This is a genomic window from Streptomyces guryensis (genome assembly GCF_021261325.1).
In the GTDB taxonomy this organism is placed as follows: domain Bacteria; phylum Actinomycetota; class Actinomycetes; order Streptomycetales; family Streptomycetaceae; genus Streptomyces; species Streptomyces guryensis.
Window position 1 is genome coordinate 79,722 of the sequence record NZ_JAJSBI010000028.1, and the last position, 16,059, is coordinate 95,780.

Here is a 16,059-nt window from a genome sequence, read left to right on the forward strand (position 1 = left end):
CTGCCGGCGCCCGCTCCGAACTGCTCGCGCGGGCGCCGGAGTTCACCGATCCGTCAGTAGCCGCGCCACCACAGCCGGAAGCGGCGCCAGGCGCCCTTCGGGCGGGCCGGTTCCGCGGGCGCCGGCGCCGCCTGCCGGGGTGGTGCGGCCGGCTGGGGCTTCGGGGCAGCGGCGGGCGGTTCGGACTGCATGGTGCCGATCTGCCAGTCCTTGCGCTGTGACGGCACGGGGGCGTGGCCGGGCAGCGCCTTCACGTCCTGCTGGGGCTTCGGCTCGAAATAGACCGGCAGTTCCACCAGGTGCCGGTTCGAGATGGACGCCCGCCAGCGCAGCTCGTCCTCCTCGCAGGCGAGCTGGACGTCCGGCAGGCGGCTCAGCAGCGCGTCGACGCCGACGTCGGCGATGGCACGGCCGATGTCCTGGCCGGGGCATTCGTGAGGGCCGCCGCTGAAGGCGAGGTGGGATCGGTTGCCCATCATGTTGGCCGACGGGTCGGGGCGTACGCGCGGGTCGACGTTGCCCGGCGCGATGCCCAGGAGGAGGCCGTCGCCCTGGCGGATGCGCTGACCGCCCAGCTCGGTGTCCTGCTTGGCGAAGTAGCCCAGGATGGTGCTGAACGGCGGCTCGTCCCACAGGGACTGCTCCACCGCCTGGGGCACGGTCATCTGGCCGCCGTTGAGCTGGGCACGGAACCCGGGGTCGGTGAGCACCACGCGCAGTACGTTGGCGAGGAGGTTGGCGGTCGATTCGAACGCGACGATCAGGACGACGCGCAGGTGCTGGCCGACCTCCTCGTCGGTGAGCCCCGCCGGGTGGTTGATCAGGTGGCTGGTGAAGTCGTCCTCGGGTTCGGCGCGGCGGCGGGCGGTGAGCCGGGTCAGCGTGTCCATGATGTACGCGTTGCTGGCGATGGCGGTCTCGGTGCCCTTGAGCATGTCGCGGGCGGCCTGCACGATCCGGTCGTTGTACTCCTCGGGCATGCCGAGGATCTCGCACATCACCGCCATCGGCAGGTGCTCGGCGAACTGACCGACCAGATCGGCCCTGCCCTCCTCGCAGAACTTGTTGACGAGGTGCTGGGTCGCGCGGTTGATGTGCCGGCGGATGCCCCGGTGGTCGATGGTCGACATGGCGCCGGTGACCGCGCCGCGCAGCCGCAGGTGCTCGTCACCCTCGGCGAAACAGCAGATGGGCTGCCAGGCCATGTGCGGCATGAGGGGGTGATCCGGCTTGATCGTGCCGTCCTGCAGAGCCGTCCACAACCGGTTGTCACGGCTGTACAGCGAGGGACTGCTCACCATGTGCAGGTTCTCGCTGTGGCCGAGCACCACCCACATCGGCACGTCCTCGTGCAGCAGCGCGGGAGCCACGGTGCCGTGCTCGGCGCGGAGCTTCTCGTACACGGCACCGAGGTCCTCCGCCTCGGGGCCGTACAGCCGTCGCGCCCCGCCGGGGCCGATGCCGTGCGCTGGGCAGCCGGGGGGCGGACCGGCCATGGACTCGTCCGTACCGGGCGGGGAGAAGGGTTCAGGCGTCACGATGATCGCTCCGAAGCTGAAGTGGATCCGGTGTACAGGAGGTGATGGGGTCCCCCGGTTCGGGCGGTTCGGGCGAAACCGGAAACGTGGGGGAGGTCGTTCAGGTGGACGGTGGCCGGTCCGTACGACTCGGGGACGGGACGGGGCGACGTACGGCCCGGCTCGATCGGCGCGTGACTCACGTGGGGGCCTTCGCCCGCGCCAGCGAATGCAGGAAGCGCAGCAGCGTCATCAGGACGTCCCGGCTGGAGGCCCGGCGGCGCGCGTCGCAGTCGATGATCGGGATCTCCTCGGCCAGGTCGAGCGCGGCGCGCAGGTCGGCGACGGGGTAACGGGGCGCGTCCGGGAAGGAGTTGACGGCGATCACGAAGGGCACACCGCGCTCCTCCAGCCGCCCGATGACGTCGAAGCTGACCTCGAGCCGACGGGTGTCGATCAGGACGACCGCGCCCAGCGCCCCCTCGAACAGCCCGTTCCACAGGAACCAGAAGCGTTCCTGGCCGGGGGTGCCGAAGAGGTAGAGCACCAGCTGCTCGGTGATGCTGATACGGCCGAAGTCCATGGCCACGGTGGTGGCCGTCTTGGACTCGGAGCCGTAGTTGTCGTCGACCCCGACGCCGGCCTGCGTCATGGTCTCCTCGGTGGTCAGCGGCCTGATCTCGCTGACCGAGCCGACCATCGTCGTCTTGCCGACTCCGAAGCCGCCCACGATCACGATCTTCACCGCGGCCTGGGCCGTCTGCGGCAGATGATCCTCTGTTCGTGGGCCGGGGATGGTGTCAGAGCCTTTGAAGTCCATGCATCACCGCTTCGAGGAGGGAACGGTCGGGGAGCGCCTGCCGCACGATCGGGGCGCGCGCCTGCACCAGTTCTGTCGTCAGCATCTCGGTCAGCAGCACGGTCACCACGCTGAACGGCAGACTCAGATAGGCCGAGAGCTCGGCCACCGACAGCGGGGCCGTGCAGAGCCGGAGCATCGCCGTCTGCTCCGGGGTGGCGGAAGGCGGCGGGTCGGCGCGCGCCACGATTAACGTGACCAGGTCGATGTCGGCGCGTTCCCCGTCCGGCCCGGCGACGACGTAGAGCCGCTCCGGGGCCTTCGTGTCACCCTCAGGGCCTTCTTTGGGGCGTGTCGGGTGAGGTTCCGCGGTTTCCTGACTGGGATATCGCCGCCGGCGTTGCGGAGGAGTCATACGGTCTGCCCGTTGCGCCGGGGCGGACTGGTGAGGTGGGCCCCGATGCGTACGACGAGGTCCCGCATGCGGTTGCTCATCAGACCGGGTTCGGCCACCACGTCGGAGAGGACCGCGAGGTAGGCGTTGGCTCCGGCGGCCATCAGATAGAAGTAACCGCCGTTGATCTCGATGATGACCAGCTTCATCCGGCCGTCGCTGCCCGGGATCTCATGGGCGACGGCGCCTGCCAGGCTCTGCAGTCCCGCACAGGCCGCGGCGACGCGGTCGGCGGCGTCCGGATCGCCCCCGTAGCGAGCGATGCGCAGGCCGTCGGCGGAGAGCACCACGATCATCTCGATGCCCGGTACTCCGTCGGCGAGATCCTTGAGCATCCAGTCGAAGTTGGCTCGCTGCTGGATCACTTGTGGTCCCTCTCGTCGTCGGCCTCGATACGGGCCGGCTCGTTGGTCGGCTGGGTGAACGCGGTCGGGTCCGGGTCGCCCTTGAGGCCCTCCCAGAACGCCTCGACCCACAGCCCGGGTTCGGTTTCCTTCGTCTCCGGTTCCGGTTCGGGCACCGGCGTCGCCCAGGCGGGCCTGCTCGCCCGGGCCTCCCGCTCCGCCTCTTCGGCGGCGGCCTGTTCGGCGAGCCGCTGGCTGAGCGGGATCTTGACCCGGCTACGGCGCTGCGGCAGGCCGCCCGCGGTCCACTCGGTGACCTCGGGGATCTCGTCCTCCATGGACACGCCGGCCGGGATGCGCGGGCTGGTGGGACGCCGCCGCTTCGGTGCGCGCTTGGGACCTTCGAGCGCACCGAGTTCCAGCTTGGGCGCCGCGGTGGCGCCGATGCCGTGGGCGAGGCCGGGCGCGGAGCCGCTGGTCACCATCACGCGCGGGATGACGAGGACGGCGCGGACACCGCCGTATGCGGAGGCGCGCAGCGAGATCTGCATGTCGAACGCCTTGCACAGACGGCCGACGACGGCCAGGCCCAGCCGGGGGGAGTCGCCGAGTTCCTGGAGATCGACGCCGGCCTGGGCGCGCTCCAGCATGGACTCCGCCTTGGCGCGGGCCTCCTCGCTGAGGCTGACGCCGGCGTCCTCGATCTCGATGGCGATGCCGGTCTGCACCTCGGTCGCGATGACGTGCACCTTGGTCTGCGGCGGCGAGTAGCGCGTGGCGTTGTCGAGGAGTTCGGCGCAGGCGTGGATGACCGGCTCGACGGAGATGCCGCGGATGTTGACCTTGGCGATGTTGTCGAGCGAGATGCGCCGGTACTCCAGGATCCGGGACATGGCGCCGCGCAGCACGCTGTACAGCGGTACGGGCTGCGGCCACTGGCGTCCGGGGCGGCCGCCGCCGAGCACTGCGATGGAGTCGGCGAGGCGGCCGATCAGCGCGGTGCCGTGGTCGATGCGCAGGAGGTCGTCGAAGACCTCGGGGTTGCGGCCGTGGTCCTCCTCCATCTCCCGGAGTTCCTTGGCCTGTTGGTGCACGATCGCCTGGACGCGGCGGGCGATGTTGACGAAGGAACGCTGCGAGGAGTCCCGCAGGGCTTCCTCGGTGTCGATGATGTCGAGCATCCGCTTGACCAACGCCACCTGGGCCTTGGGCAGTTCGGCGTAGGCGGGGTCGATGCGGCCGAGCTGGCGGACCACCTCTCTGGGCGAATGCCCGCCGCGCAGGTACTCGATGGCGGTCGGGACGATCTCGTGCGCGAGACGGTGGATCTCCTGGTCGTGTCCGGAGATACGCCGCTCCATGTACGCACGGTCACGGGCGCTCTCCTCGCGCAGGGCCCGCAGGGTGCGGCCGCGGCGTACCGCTTCGGCCGTCGTCGCGATCACCAGGAGCGTGGCGACGGCGCCGCACCACACGACGGCCGCGCGGGCCGGCACGGTCACCAGGGCGACGGCTGCTCCGGTGGCTGCGGCCATCACTATGGCGGGGAGCAACAGAACGCGCGCGTAAGGAAGTTCACGGCGCCTTGGAGGGGATTGAACACTCACCATGTAGGCCCTCTGAAAAAGATCGGCTGGGTGTCTGGGGAGCTTGCAAGTGGGGTACGCATGGGATTGCGCTGGATCTTCGGTATTTTTGGGAACAAGCGCACGAATACGCCTCAACTCGGTGCGCTGCGGGCGAGCTTAGTCCGACCGGATCATCACCGTGTCATATTCAGCAAGCACCTGAAACCGGACCGGGCCAGGGGGTAACCTCGGCTGCATTTACACACTCGGGCACTGTTCGAACACGGTGCGTCACGACGTACGGGCGTACGAAAAACACTCACCGTGACGAGTGAAGATCAGCTTCCGCGGCGGTCGGTCACACGCCGGCGATCCGCAGGGCCGCGTCCGCCGTGGCCTCGGCGAACACCGACACCGGGCGTTCGGGGTCGGAGCGGTGAACGAGGATCACGCCCTCGATCAGACCGAACAACAGGTCCGTACGGAGATCGAGCTCGTGCTTGGCGAGCGCGCTCCCGGCGGCCGTGGCGGCGAGCAACTGCCGGTAGGCGTCCTTGAGTTCGGCGCGCACGGCATGGAAGCCGGCGAAGCGCTCGGCGCGCACCTCGGGCAGCAGGTACAGCCCGCCGAGGTTGTGCGGACCGCCGCACAGCAACTCCACGTCCGTCCGGCACAGCTCCCACAGCCGGCCCTCGGGCGGGCTCGCGTCGTCGGCGAGGAGCTGACGGGCGCAGGCCAGCGAGGGCGTGACCGTGGACTCCAGCAGCTCGGCGAGGAGTTCTTCCTTGCCGGAGACGTAGTGGTACATGGATGCCTGCCGCATCCCCGCACGCTCGGCGACCGCACGGGTGGTGGTGGCCGCGTAGCCCTGAGTGGTGAACAACTCGGCGGCGGCCGCGAGCAGTTCGTCGCGCGGCTGCAGCCCGGTGTCCGGCCGCTGCGCGACCCGCGGCCTGCCGACCCGACGGCCGCCTCCTCCACCCGGCGTTCCCATGCGTTCGATCCTCGCACACGGCCGGGCGGGACGATCTCCGGTCGGCCCACCGCAGATCTCCGGTCGGTCCAACGCAGATCTGCGGGCGGCCTTTCGCCGCCCTGGGACCGGCTTCGGCCACCTTTGAGCGGCTCCCGACGTGCCCCCGGCGGCATTCGGGTATCTCCGGGCGACCTCGGCCACCTCCAGGGCCCCCGTTTCCCCGACCCCTCTTCAGGGCCCTCGGACGCCCCGGCTCACCTCCAGGTCCCCCGTCGCCCCCCGACCCACCTCGTGGATCCTCGGGCATCCCGCCCCATCTCCAGGCGTCGCCGGGCAACACCCGACCCATCCAGGCGTCTCCGGACGACCCCAAACCCACCAGCACGCACCCTCGGGCGCCCCAGCGTTCCTCGGGTGAGCCGCCGGTGGTCCTCGTGAGGGCCCGGTAACCCGTCGGCAACGCGCGGGCAACGCCCGTGACCCGTCCGCCTTCTAATTTCTGTCGGGCGACAGAAATAACCCCGGAAGAGACCACACCGGAGCCGGAGGTCCCGCAATGGCGACTGCGACCACATACGGAGCCCGCGACCACGCACGCGCCCAGGAGGGCACACACGCCGAAGCCATGCCCGTCGTGCCGGCCGCCTCCTGGCCCGGCCCGCCCCGCGCGGCGGGCCATCTGGTCTGGGCCGAGACGGTGGCGGGCGGCAACTACACCCACCGGGTGCTGGCCCGCGGCACGGAGCTGCGCCTGACCGACCTGCACGGCGACGCCTGCGCCCATCTGCTGCTGTACGTGGCCGACCGGCCCTGGGAGCGGCTGAACGTCGCCGACACGGTGAAGGTCCAGTGGAACGCCTACCTCGGCGAGGGCCGGCTGCTCCTGTCCGACCAGGGCCGCGTGCTCGCCAGTGTCGTCGCCGACACCTCCGGGCGGCACGACGCGCTGTGCGGCACCTCCACTCTCGTACGCAACACGGAGCGGTACGGCGACGGCACCCCGCAGTCCGCCTCCCCCGCGGGCCGCGAGCTGTTCAAGCTGGCGGCCGCCAAGAACGGCCTCCGGCCGCGCGACCTGCCGCCGTCGCTGTCCTTGTTCCAGGGCGTGGAGGTGCGCGAGGACGGCGCCCTGGACTTCACCGGGTCCACGGGCCCCGGCGGCAGCGTCACCCTCCGCGCCGAACAGGACGTCACCGTACTGATCGCCAACGTGCCGCACCCGGCCGACCCGCGCCCGGACTACGTCAGCACGCCGCTGGAGGTCCTCGCCTGGCGTGCCGCGCCGACCGTACCGGGCGACCCGCTGTGGGAGGCCACGCCCGAGGGCCGTCGCGCCTTCCTCAACACCACCGAATTCCTCGCCGCGAGGGGGCTCGCATGAGCACGACGACCGTTCCCGCCCGCGCCGCCTGGTCCTCCGTCGTCCGCACGGGCCAGACGCTGACCATCACCGACCTGCACGGCAACCAGGCAGTCGACTTCCTCGTCTACGACGCCCACGACACCTCGGTCCGCTACAGCGCCCCCGACACCGTCCACGCCCAGGGCAGCATCTTCCTGACCACGGGCAGCGTGCTGATGTCCAACGAGCACACCCCGCTGATGACGCTGACCGCCGACGACGTGGGCCGCCACGACACGGTCGGCGGGGCCTGCTCCAAGGAGTCGAACAGCCTCCGCTACGGCCACCACACCTGGTCCCAGCACGCGTGCGTGGACAACTTCCTGGCCGAGGGCGCGAAACACGGTCTCGGCAAGCGCGACCTCGTCTCCAACATCAACTGGTACATGAACGTGCCCGTCGAGAAGGACGGCACCCTCGGCATCGTCGACGGCCTCTCCGCGCCGGGCCTGAAGCTGACCCTGCGCGCCGAACGCGACGTCCTCGTCCTGGTCTCCAACTGCCCCCAGATCAACAACCCGTGCAACGGCTTCGAGCCGACGGCGGTGGAGATGACGATCGGGGCCGCGGCTTCGGGGGCCGACGCATGAGCTTCGACACGCTGCTGGTCGCCAACCGGGGCGAGATCGCGGTCCGGATCATCCGCACCGCCCGCGAACTCGGCCTGCGCACGGTCGCCGTGTACTCCGATGCGGACCGCTCCGCCCCCCACGTGCGGCTCGCCGACGAGGCGGTACGGCTCGGCCCGGCGCCCGCGAAGGAGTCGTACCTCGGCGCCGACCTGGTGCTGAAGGCGGCCAAGGACACCGGCGCGGGGGCGATCCACCCCGGCTACGGCTTCCTGTCCGAGGACGCGGCCTTCGCGCGTCGCTGCGAGGACGCCGGGATCGTGTTCGTCGGCCCGACCCCCGGGCAGCTGGAGCTGTTCGGCGCCAAGCACACGGCGCGGGCGGCGGCCGAGGCGGCGGGTGTGCCGCTGGCGCCGGGGACGGGACTGCTGGCCTCTGTGGAGGAGGCCCTGGCGCAGGCCACCGTGATCGGCTACCCGGTCATGCTCAAGGCGACCGGTGGCGGCGGCGGTATCGGTATGTCGGCATGTCGGTCAGCCGATGAACTGACCGACGCCTGGGAGCGGGTGCAGCGCGTCGCCGCCGCCTCCTTCTCCTCCGCGGGTGTCTTCCTGGAGCGGCTCGTCGAGCACGCCCGCCATGTCGAGGTGCAGGTCTTCGGCGACGGCGAGGGCCGGGTCGTCACCTTCGGCGACCGCGACTGCTCCCTCCAGCGCCGCAACCAGAAGGTGCTGGAGGAGGCCCCGGCCCCGGACCTCCCGGATCGCATACGCAAGCAACTCGCCGCGAGCGCCCGCGACTTGTGTGCCTCCGTCGGCTACCGCTCCGCCGGCACCGTCGAGTTCGTCTACGACGCCGCCCGCGAGGAGGCGCACTTCCTCGAGGTCAACACCCGCCTCCAGGTGGAGCATCCGGTCACGGAGGAGATCTACGGCGTCGACCTCGTCGCCTGGATGCTGCGCCTGGCCCGCGGCGAGTCGGACGTCGTACGCGAACCGGGCGCACCCCGCGGCCACGCCGTCGAGGCCCGCCTCTACGCCGAGGACCCCTCGCACGGACACCGGCCCAGCGCCGGCCTGCTGACGCGGGTCGAGTTCCCGCCGGGCGTGCGTCTCGACGGCTGGGTGGAGACCGGCACCGAGGTGACGACGTCGTACGACCCGATGCTCGCCAAGGTCATCGCCTACGGCCCCGACCGCGCCCACGCGCTCCGCAGACTGGACGAGGCACTGGCCCGCACCCGCGTCGACGGCATCGAGACCAACCTGGGCCTGGTGCGCGCGGCGCTCGCCGACCGGGACTTCCAGGCCGCCGCTCACTCCACGGCGACGCTTGCCTCCGTGACCGACCCGACGCCGCGTGTCGAGGTCGTCTCCGGCGGCACCCTCACCACCGTGCAGGACTGGCCCGGCCGCACCGGCCACTGGCAGGTCGGCGTGCCGCCGAGCGGCCCGATGGACGACCTGTCCTTCCGGCTCGGCAACCGGGCGCTCGGCAACCAGGAGGGTGCCCCGGGTCTCGAATGCACGCTCCGGGGGCCGTCGTTGAGGTTCACGCACCCGACGACGGTGTGCGTGACGGGCGCCCCGGCGGCCGTGAGCGTGGACGGGACGGCGGCCCCCCAGTGGGAACCGGTGACGGTGCCGGCGGGTGCCGTACTGGAGATCGGCGCACCGTCACAGCACGGCCTGCGCACCTATGTGCTCTTCGCCGGCGGCCTGGACATACCGGGCTTCCTGGGGAGCGCGAGCACCTTCACACTCGGCCGGTTCGGCGGGCACGGCGGCCGGGCGCTGCGCACGGGCGACGTACTGCACGGCGGTACGGTCGCCGAGGGCACCCCGGTGCCTGTCGACGACCGCCCGTCCTTCACCGCCGTATGGCACCTCGGCGCGGCCGAAGGACCCCATGCGGCACCGGAGTTCTTCACCGAGGACGACATCCGCGACTTCTACGCCGCCGACTGGAAGGTCCACTTCAACTCGGCCCGCACCGGCGTGCGGCTGGTCGGCCCGAAGCCGCGCTGGGCACGCACCGACGGCGGCGAGGCGGGCCTGCACCCGTCCAACATCCACGACACCCCGTACTCCGTCGGTGCCGTCGACTACACCGGCGACATGCCGGTGCTGCTCGGCCCGGACGGCCCCTCCCTCGGCGGGTTCGTCTGCCCGGCCACGGTCCTGACCGGCGAGCGGTGGAAGCTGGGCCAGCTGCGCCCGGGCGACACGGTGCGTTTCGCGCCGGTGACCGTCGACGGCTCGCCCCGCGCGGACATCGTGGACGGCGGCATACTGGCCCGCGACGGCGACATCACCTACCGCCGCAGCGGCGACGACAACCTGCTGGTCGAATTCGGGCCCATGCAGCTCGACCTGGCTCTCCGCATGCGCGTCCACGCGCTGATGGAGGCGGTGGCCGAGGAGGGCCCCGAAGGCGTCACGGACCTCACACCGGGCATCCGCTCACTGCAGATCCGGACGGACCCGAGCCGCCTGCCCCAGCACCAACTCCTCGCCGCGGTACGGGAGATCACGGCGACGCTCCCGCCCACGGACGAGCTCGTCGTCCCCTCCCGCACCGTGCACCTCCCCCTCTCCTGGGACGACCCGGCGACCCGCGAGGCGATCGCCCGCTACATGGCGGGTGTCCGTGACGACGCCCCCTGGTGCCCGTGGAACATCGAGTTCATCCGCCGGGTCAACGGCCTGGAGTCGGTGAACGACGTGTACGACACGGTCTTCGACGCGGAGTACCTCGTACTGGGCCTGGGAGACGTGTACCTGGGCGCCCCCGTGGCGACCCCGCTCGACCCCCGCCACCGCCTGGTGACCACGAAGTACAACCCGGCACGCACCTGGACCGCCGAGAACTCGGTCGGCATCGGCGGGGCGTACCTGTGCGTCTACGGCATGGAGGGCCCGGGCGGCTACCAGTTCGTGGGCCGTACGACGCAGGTGTGGTCGGGGTGGCAGCAGCGCGGCGCGTTCGAGCCGGGCTCGCCCTGGCTGCTGCGCTTCTTCGACCGCATCAGGTGGTATCCGGTGGACGCGGACGAACTCCTCGACCTGCGCGCGGACATCACGTCCGGCCGCTTCGTGCCGCGCATCGAGGAGGGCACTTTCTCACTCGCCGAGTACCAGGGCTTCCTGGACGAGAACGCCGAGTCGATCGGTGAGTTCAGGGCCCGGCAGCAGACGGCCTTCGCCGCGGAGCGGGACGCCTGGGAGGCCGTCGGCGAGTTCACCCGGGCCGAGGCGGCGGCCGCACCGGCGGCTCCTCCGGCCGAGGTGACCATCCCGGCGGGCGGCCGCCTTGTCGAGGCCGAATTCGCCGCCTGCGTATGGCAGTTGATCGTGTCGCCCGGTGACGAGGTGACGGCCGGACAGCCGCTCCTCGCCCTGGAGGCGATGAAGATGGAGTCCAGGGTGCACGCCCCGATCGACGGCGTGGTGGCGGAGATCCTGGCCGTGCCGGGCGACCAGGTGGAGGCGGGGACGGCACTGCTGGTCCTGGCCCCGGCCGCGCACTGAACCACACCGAGGAGCAAGAGATGTCCGCTGTGAACCGTGTCCGTGCCGCCTACGCCCGCATCGAGGCCGTGGACCGTCCCGAGATCTGGATCGACCTGCGCCCGCGGGCCGAGGTCGAGGCGGAGGCGGACGCCATCGACGCCCGGGTGGCGGCAGGTGAGCAACTGCCGCTTGCCGGACGCCTCTTCGCGGCGAAGGGCAACATCGACGTGGCCGGTCTGCCCACCACCGCGGGCTGCCCGGCGTACGCCTACCAGCCGGAGGCGGACGCACCGGTCGTCGCCCGCCTGCGCGCGGCGGGAGCGATCGTGCTGGGCACGACCAACCTGGACCAGTTCGCGACGGGTCTGGTGGGCACGCGCTCGCCCCTCGGCGCGGTCCGCAACGCACACGATCCCGCCCGCGTCAGTGGCGGCTCCAGCTCCGGCTCGGCCGTCGCCGTGGCGCTGGGCATCGTCGACCTCGCGCTGGGCACGGACACCGCGGGCTCGGGCCGGGTCCCGGCCGCGTTCAACGGCATCGTCGGCCTCAAACCGACCCGCGGTCTGGTCCCGACGGCGGGCGTGGTCCCGGCCTGCGCCTCCCTCGACTGTGTGACGGTGTTCGCCCGCACCCTCCCGGAGGCCGAGCAGGCGCTGTCCTTGATGACCTCCCCGCCGGACCGCGAACTCCCGCCGCTGCCCCAGCGGGCTCCCGGCCCGTGGCGCATCGCGGTCCCGCCGCGGGAGCAGCTCGGTGAGCTGGACAAGGGCTGGGCGGAGGCGTACGAGGCGGCGATACGCCGGCTCGAAGCGGCCGGAGCCGGCATCCGCACCCTCGACCTGACGGCCTTCACCGAGGCGGCAGCGATGCTCTACGAGGGCGCTTTCGTCGCCGAGCGCTACACGGCGGTCGGCACCTTTGTCGACAAGGCGATCGCAGACGGCGCGGCGGGCCTCGATCCCACCGTCGCCGGCATCATCACCCGCGCCCGCGACATCCCGGCCCACCGGCTCTACGCAGACGCCGACCGCCTGGCCGCCCTGCGGGCCCGCGCCCTCGCGGAACTGGCCGACGCGGACGCCCTGCTGCTGCCCACCACCCCCGGCCACCCGACCCTCGCCGAGGTGGCCGCCGACCCGCTGGGCGCCAACGCCCGCCTGGGCCGCTTCACCAACTCCACCAACCTCTTCGACCTGGCGGCGGCCGCCGTCCCGGCGGGCGAGGTGAACGGTCTGCCGTTCGGCGTGATGCTGATCGGCCCGGCCTTCAGCGACGAACGCCTGGCCCGGATCGCCGCACTGCTCCAGCCTGACACGCGGGTGGCGGTGGTGGGCGCGCACCTGACGGGCCAGCCCCTCAACCCGCAACTCCTGGCCCTGGGCGCCCGCTTGGACCGTACGACCACGACCGCCCCCGCCTACCGCCTGCACGCCCTGCGCACGACGCCCCCGAAGCCGGGCCTCGTCCACGTCGGCGAGGGCGGCACGGCGATCGAGACGGAGGTCTGGGCCCTCCCGACGGAGGGCCTGGGCCGCCTGCTGGCGACGCTCCCCCGCCCGATGACCCTGGGCAGCGTGGAACTGGCGGACGGCACCCGCGTCCCCGGCTTCCTGTGCGAACCGTCCGCCCTCACGGACGCCGAGGACATCACGTCATACGGCAGCTGGCGGGCATACCTCAGCCGCTGACCCCACTCGGCCGACCCGGTGGAGGCCCAGCCGACGCTCTTCAGGTTGCGGCGCCGACAGACCGTCGCGGCGACGAACCGCGGCCCCCACGAGGCCGACGCGCCGTGAAAGCGCCACGCTCCGCCCCGCGAATCGGACGGCCTGCCGCCTCACTCCCCGGCCCGATGATTCAGAACCCGGCGCCCAGCAGCACGCCGCCCCGCCCGCGGAAGCCGAAGCACCGCGATCCCGGTCAGCGGGAGCGCGGTGCTTCGGCCGGGTCGGCGTCGTCCGGGACGCCGCCTCGGCCCTGGTGGAGTCGGCCCCGGCGGGGTCGGTGGCTCAGCCCACGGACGAGTAGGCCACCACTCCGCGCAGCAGCAGGTCGACCGCCTTGCGCGCGTTCTTCGCGACCGTCGAACTCTCCCCGCCGGAGACGGGAGCCGCCGCCGAGATCTGCCCGAGCACGTCGATGACCTGCTTGCACCACCGTACGAAGTCCCCGGCCGGCATCTCGGCCTCCCGCAGCACCTCGTCGAGCCCCTTGCCGTCGGCCCACATGTACGCGGCCCAGGCGAACCCGAGGTCCGGTTCCCGCTGTCCCACGCCCTCGGTCTGGGTGATGCGGAAGTCCTCCTCCAGGGCGTCCAGCCGCCCCCAGATCCGCACCATCTCGCCGAGCGCGGCCTTCGCCTTGCCGGAGGGCAGCTTCGGGGCCATGGCGTCGTCGCCCACCCGTGCCTCGTACACCAACGCCGAGACACAGGCGGCCAGTTCGGCAGGGCCGAGCCCGTTCCAGACACCGGCCCGCAGGCATTCACTGGCCAGCAGGTCGAGTTCGCCGTACAGCCGTGCCAGCCGCTTGCCGTGCTCGGTGACCTCGTCGCCCCGCAGATAGTCCAGCTCGGTCAACAGCGCCACGATCCGGTCGAACGTCCGCGCGATCGTGTTCGTGCGGCCCTCGATACGACGCTCCAGCTGCGAGGTGTCCCGCAGCAGCCGGTGATACCGCTCCGCCCAGCGCGCGTGGTCCTCACGCTCGTCGCACCCATGGCAGGGGTGCGCGCGCAGGGCGGTCCGCAGCCGCGCGATCTCGCGGTCGTCAGCCGCCTGGGAGCGCTTCTTGCGGGCCCGCTCCGGCGGAATATGCCCGGCCTTGGTGCGCAGCGCGGAGGCGAGGTCCCTGCGGGACTGCGGGGAGCGCGGGTTGAAGGACTTCGGGATGCGCATCCGCTCCAGCGCCTCGACCGGTACCGGGAAGTCCATCGAGGCGAGCCGCTTGACCTGCCGCTCGGCGGTCAGGACCAGCGGACGCGGCCCGTCATGGTGCTCGAAGCCCCGGTGGCCGTTGGAACGCCCCGCCGGCAGCCCGGGATCCAGCACCAGCGCCAGACCCGCGTACTTGCCCGTCGGCACATGGATGACATCGCCCGGCTTCAGCTTCTCCAGCGCGACGGCGGCCTCGGCACGCCGCTCGACCGCACCCTGCCGGGCCAGCTCGTTCTCCCGGTCCTTGAGCTCGCGGCGCAGCCGCGCGTACTCGTCGAAGTCGCCCAAGTGGCAGGTCATGGAGGCCTTGTAGCCGTCCAGGCCCTCCTCGTTGCGCTGCACCTGCCGGGAGATCCCGACGACCGACTTGTCGGCCTGGAACTGCGCGAACGACGTCTCGAGGAGCTCACGCGAGCGGTGCCGGCCGAACTGCTCGACCAGGTTGACCGCCATGTTGTACGAGGGCTTGAAGCTGGAGCGCAGCGGGTAGGTGCGCGTGCCGGCCAGTCCCGCGAGGTGCTCGGGGCTCATCCCGCGCTGCCACAGGACGACCGCGTGTCCCTCGACGTCGATGCCGCGCCGGCCCGCGCGGCCGGTCAACTGTGTGTACTCGCCGGGGGTGATGTCGGCGTGCTGTTCGCCGTTCCACTTGACGAGCTTCTCCAACACCACGGAGCGCGCGGGCATGTTGATGCCGAGCGCGAGGGTCTCGGTGGCGAACACTGCCTTCACCAGCCCCCGCACGAACAGCTCCTCGACGACCTCCTTGAACGTCGGCAGCATGCCCGCGTGGTGGGCCGCGATACCGCGCTCCAGGCCCTCCAGCCACTCGTAGTAGCCGAGGACGTGCAGGTCCTCGGTGGGGATGGCGGCGGTGCGCTCCTCGACGAGGGCACGGACCTTGTCCCGCGCCTCGTCGTCGTTGAGCCGCAGCCCCGCGTACAGGCACTGCTGTACGGCGGCCTCGCAGGCGGCGCGGCTGAAGATGAAGGTGATGGCGGGCAGCAGGCCCTCGGCGTCGAGCCGTTCGATGACCTCGGGGCGTCCCGGGGTCCAGACCCGCGACCGCTGTCTGCGCTCCCGCTCGCGGTCGGCCTCGCGCATCGCCCGGCCCCGTCTGCGGTCCTGGTACGACGGACGCTGGGCCTCCATCCGGGCCAGGCGGGTGAGGTCGGGGTTGACGGCCTTCTTGTGGCCCTCGCCCTCCTCGAACAGGTCGTACATCCGCCGCCCGGCGAGCACGTGCTGGAACAGCGGCACGGGCCGGTGCTCGGACACGATCACCTCGGTGTCACCACGGACGGTGTCGAGCCAGTCACCGAACTCCTCGGCGTTGGACACGGTCGCCGAGAGGGACACCAGAGTCACCGACTCGGGCAGGTGGATGATCACCTCTTCCCATACGGCGCCGCGGAAGCGGTCGGAGAGGTAGTGCACCTCGTCCATGACCACGTAGCCGAGGCCGAGGAGGGTCTGCGAGCCCGCGTACAGCATGTTCCGCAGCACCTCGGTGGTCATCACGACCACCGGGGCGTCGGGGTTGATGCTGTTGTCGCCGGTGAGCAGTCCGACCATGCCGTCCCCGTAACGACGGCTCAGGTCCGCGTACTTCTGGTTCGACAGCGCCTTGATGGGTGTCGTGTAGAAGCACTTCCTGCCCTGCATCAGGGCGAGGTGGACGGCGAACTCGCCCACGATCGTCTTGCCGGAGCCGGTGGGCGCGGCGACCAGCACACCCTTGCCCGCTTCGAGTGCCTGGCAGGCCTCTATCTGGAACTGGTCGAGGCCGAAGTCGTACATCTCGCGGAAGGGGGCGAGCGCGGTGGCCTGCTCGGCAGCGCGCCTGCGGGCAGCCGCGTACCGCTCAGCCGGGGAGAGTTCCTCTGTCATCGTGCTTTCGAGCGTACCGGGCCGCACTGACAACAGGACGATCATTATCCGTTCCGGGCCCCTCACCGCGCACAGCACAAGGGCCGGACGGG

General features: G+C 71.5%; 11 protein-coding genes. 4 read left to right on the plus strand and 7 right to left on the minus strand.

What is annotated here, in order from left to right; all coding sequences use genetic code 11:
• Positions 1-53 precede the first annotated feature (53 nt).
• From LJ657_RS38570 to LJ657_RS38595, 6 genes are all read right to left on the minus strand, one after another.
• Entirely contained in the window at positions 54-1,538 is a 1,485-nt protein-coding gene (locus LJ657_RS38570; protein WP_232654176.1) for a cytochrome P450, read from the minus strand.
• 178 nt (positions 1,539-1,716) lie between these two features.
• Positions 1,717-2,337, minus strand: a complete 621-nt coding sequence (locus tag LJ657_RS38575) for a GTP-binding protein (RefSeq protein WP_232654178.1) — start codon at positions 2,335-2,337, stop codon at positions 1,717-1,719.
• Complete coding sequence (locus tag LJ657_RS38580) at positions 2,318-2,731, minus strand: DUF742 domain-containing protein (RefSeq protein WP_232654180.1); 414 nt, start codon at positions 2,729-2,731, stop codon at positions 2,318-2,320. Before LJ657_RS38580 ends, LJ657_RS38575 begins: the two co-directional genes overlap by 20 nt.
• The gene (locus LJ657_RS38585; RefSeq protein ID WP_016434374.1) at positions 2,728-3,135 is read right to left on the minus strand and encodes a roadblock/LC7 domain-containing protein; all 408 of its coding nucleotides are present in this window, start codon (positions 3,133-3,135) and stop codon (positions 2,728-2,730) included. Before LJ657_RS38585 ends, LJ657_RS38580 begins: the two co-directional genes overlap by 4 nt.
• Positions 3,132-4,724, minus strand: coding sequence for a sensor histidine kinase (locus LJ657_RS38590; protein WP_232654183.1), 1,593 nt, complete (start codon positions 4,722-4,724; stop codon positions 3,132-3,134). The genes LJ657_RS38585 and LJ657_RS38590 overlap by 4 nt, the downstream gene beginning before the upstream one ends.
• A 316-nt stretch (positions 4,725-5,040) precedes the next feature.
• Complete coding sequence (locus LJ657_RS38595) at positions 5,041-5,676, minus strand: TetR/AcrR family transcriptional regulator (protein ID WP_232654186.1); 636 nt, start codon at positions 5,674-5,676, stop codon at positions 5,041-5,043.
• A 538-nt stretch (positions 5,677-6,214) separates the two neighbouring features.
• Here LJ657_RS38595 and LJ657_RS38600 point away from each other — a divergent pair.
• Genes LJ657_RS38600 through atzF form a run of 4 tightly spaced genes read left to right on the plus strand, consistent with a single transcriptional unit; the run spans position 6,215 to position 12,829 of the window.
• Positions 6,215-7,039 (plus strand): urea amidolyase associated protein UAAP1, encoded by an 825-nt coding sequence (locus tag LJ657_RS38600; RefSeq protein WP_232654201.1) that lies wholly within the window; start codon positions 6,215-6,217, stop codon positions 7,037-7,039.
• The gene (locus tag LJ657_RS38605; protein ID WP_232654216.1) at positions 7,036-7,650 is read left to right on the plus strand and encodes an urea amidolyase associated protein UAAP2; all 615 of its coding nucleotides are present in this window, start codon (positions 7,036-7,038) and stop codon (positions 7,648-7,650) included. Before LJ657_RS38600 ends, LJ657_RS38605 begins: the two co-directional genes overlap by 4 nt.
• A complete protein-coding gene (locus LJ657_RS38610) occupies positions 7,647-11,159 on the plus strand; it encodes a 5-oxoprolinase/urea amidolyase family protein (protein ID WP_232654218.1) in 3,513 nt (1,170 codons plus the stop codon). The genes LJ657_RS38605 and LJ657_RS38610 overlap by 4 nt, the downstream gene beginning before the upstream one ends.
• Positions 11,156-12,829 (plus strand): allophanate hydrolase, encoded by a 1,674-nt coding sequence (gene atzF, locus LJ657_RS38615; protein WP_269787435.1) that lies wholly within the window; start codon positions 11,156-11,158, stop codon positions 12,827-12,829. The genes LJ657_RS38610 and atzF overlap by 4 nt, the downstream gene beginning before the upstream one ends.
• A gap of 321 nt (positions 12,830-13,150) precedes the next feature.
• Here the strand turns inward: atzF and LJ657_RS38620 are convergent, their stop codons facing one another.
• Positions 13,151-16,012 (minus strand): DEAD/DEAH box helicase, encoded by a 2,862-nt coding sequence (locus LJ657_RS38620; RefSeq protein ID WP_232654223.1) that lies wholly within the window; start codon positions 16,010-16,012, stop codon positions 13,151-13,153.
• Between the last annotated feature and the right edge of the window lie 47 nt (positions 16,013-16,059).

Bases quoted from the DNA above. Each gene is read 5' to 3' on its own strand.
- LJ657_RS38575 (WP_232654178.1), bottom strand. From the start codon at position 2,337: ATGGACTTCAAAGGCTCTGACACCATCCCCGGCCCACGAACAGAGGAT.
- LJ657_RS38580 (WP_232654180.1), bottom strand. From the start codon at position 2,731: ATGACTCCTCCGCAACGCCGGCGGCGATATCCCAGTCAGGAAACCGCG.
- LJ657_RS38590 (WP_232654183.1), bottom strand. From the start codon at position 4,724: ATGGTGAGTGTTCAATCCCCTCCAAGGCGCCGTGAACTTCCTTACGCG.
- LJ657_RS38595 (WP_232654186.1), bottom strand. From the start codon at position 5,676: ATGGGAACGCCGGGTGGAGGAGGCGGCCGTCGGGTCGGCAGGCCGCGG.
- LJ657_RS38600 (WP_232654201.1), top strand. From the start codon at position 6,215: ATGGCGACTGCGACCACATACGGAGCCCGCGACCACGCACGCGCCCAG.
- LJ657_RS38605 (WP_232654216.1), top strand. From the start codon at position 7,036: ATGAGCACGACGACCGTTCCCGCCCGCGCCGCCTGGTCCTCCGTCGTC.
- LJ657_RS38610 (WP_232654218.1), top strand. From the start codon at position 7,647: ATGAGCTTCGACACGCTGCTGGTCGCCAACCGGGGCGAGATCGCGGTC.
- LJ657_RS38620 (WP_232654223.1), bottom strand. From the start codon at position 16,012: ATGATCGTCCTGTTGTCAGTGCGGCCCGGTACGCTCGAAAGCACGATG.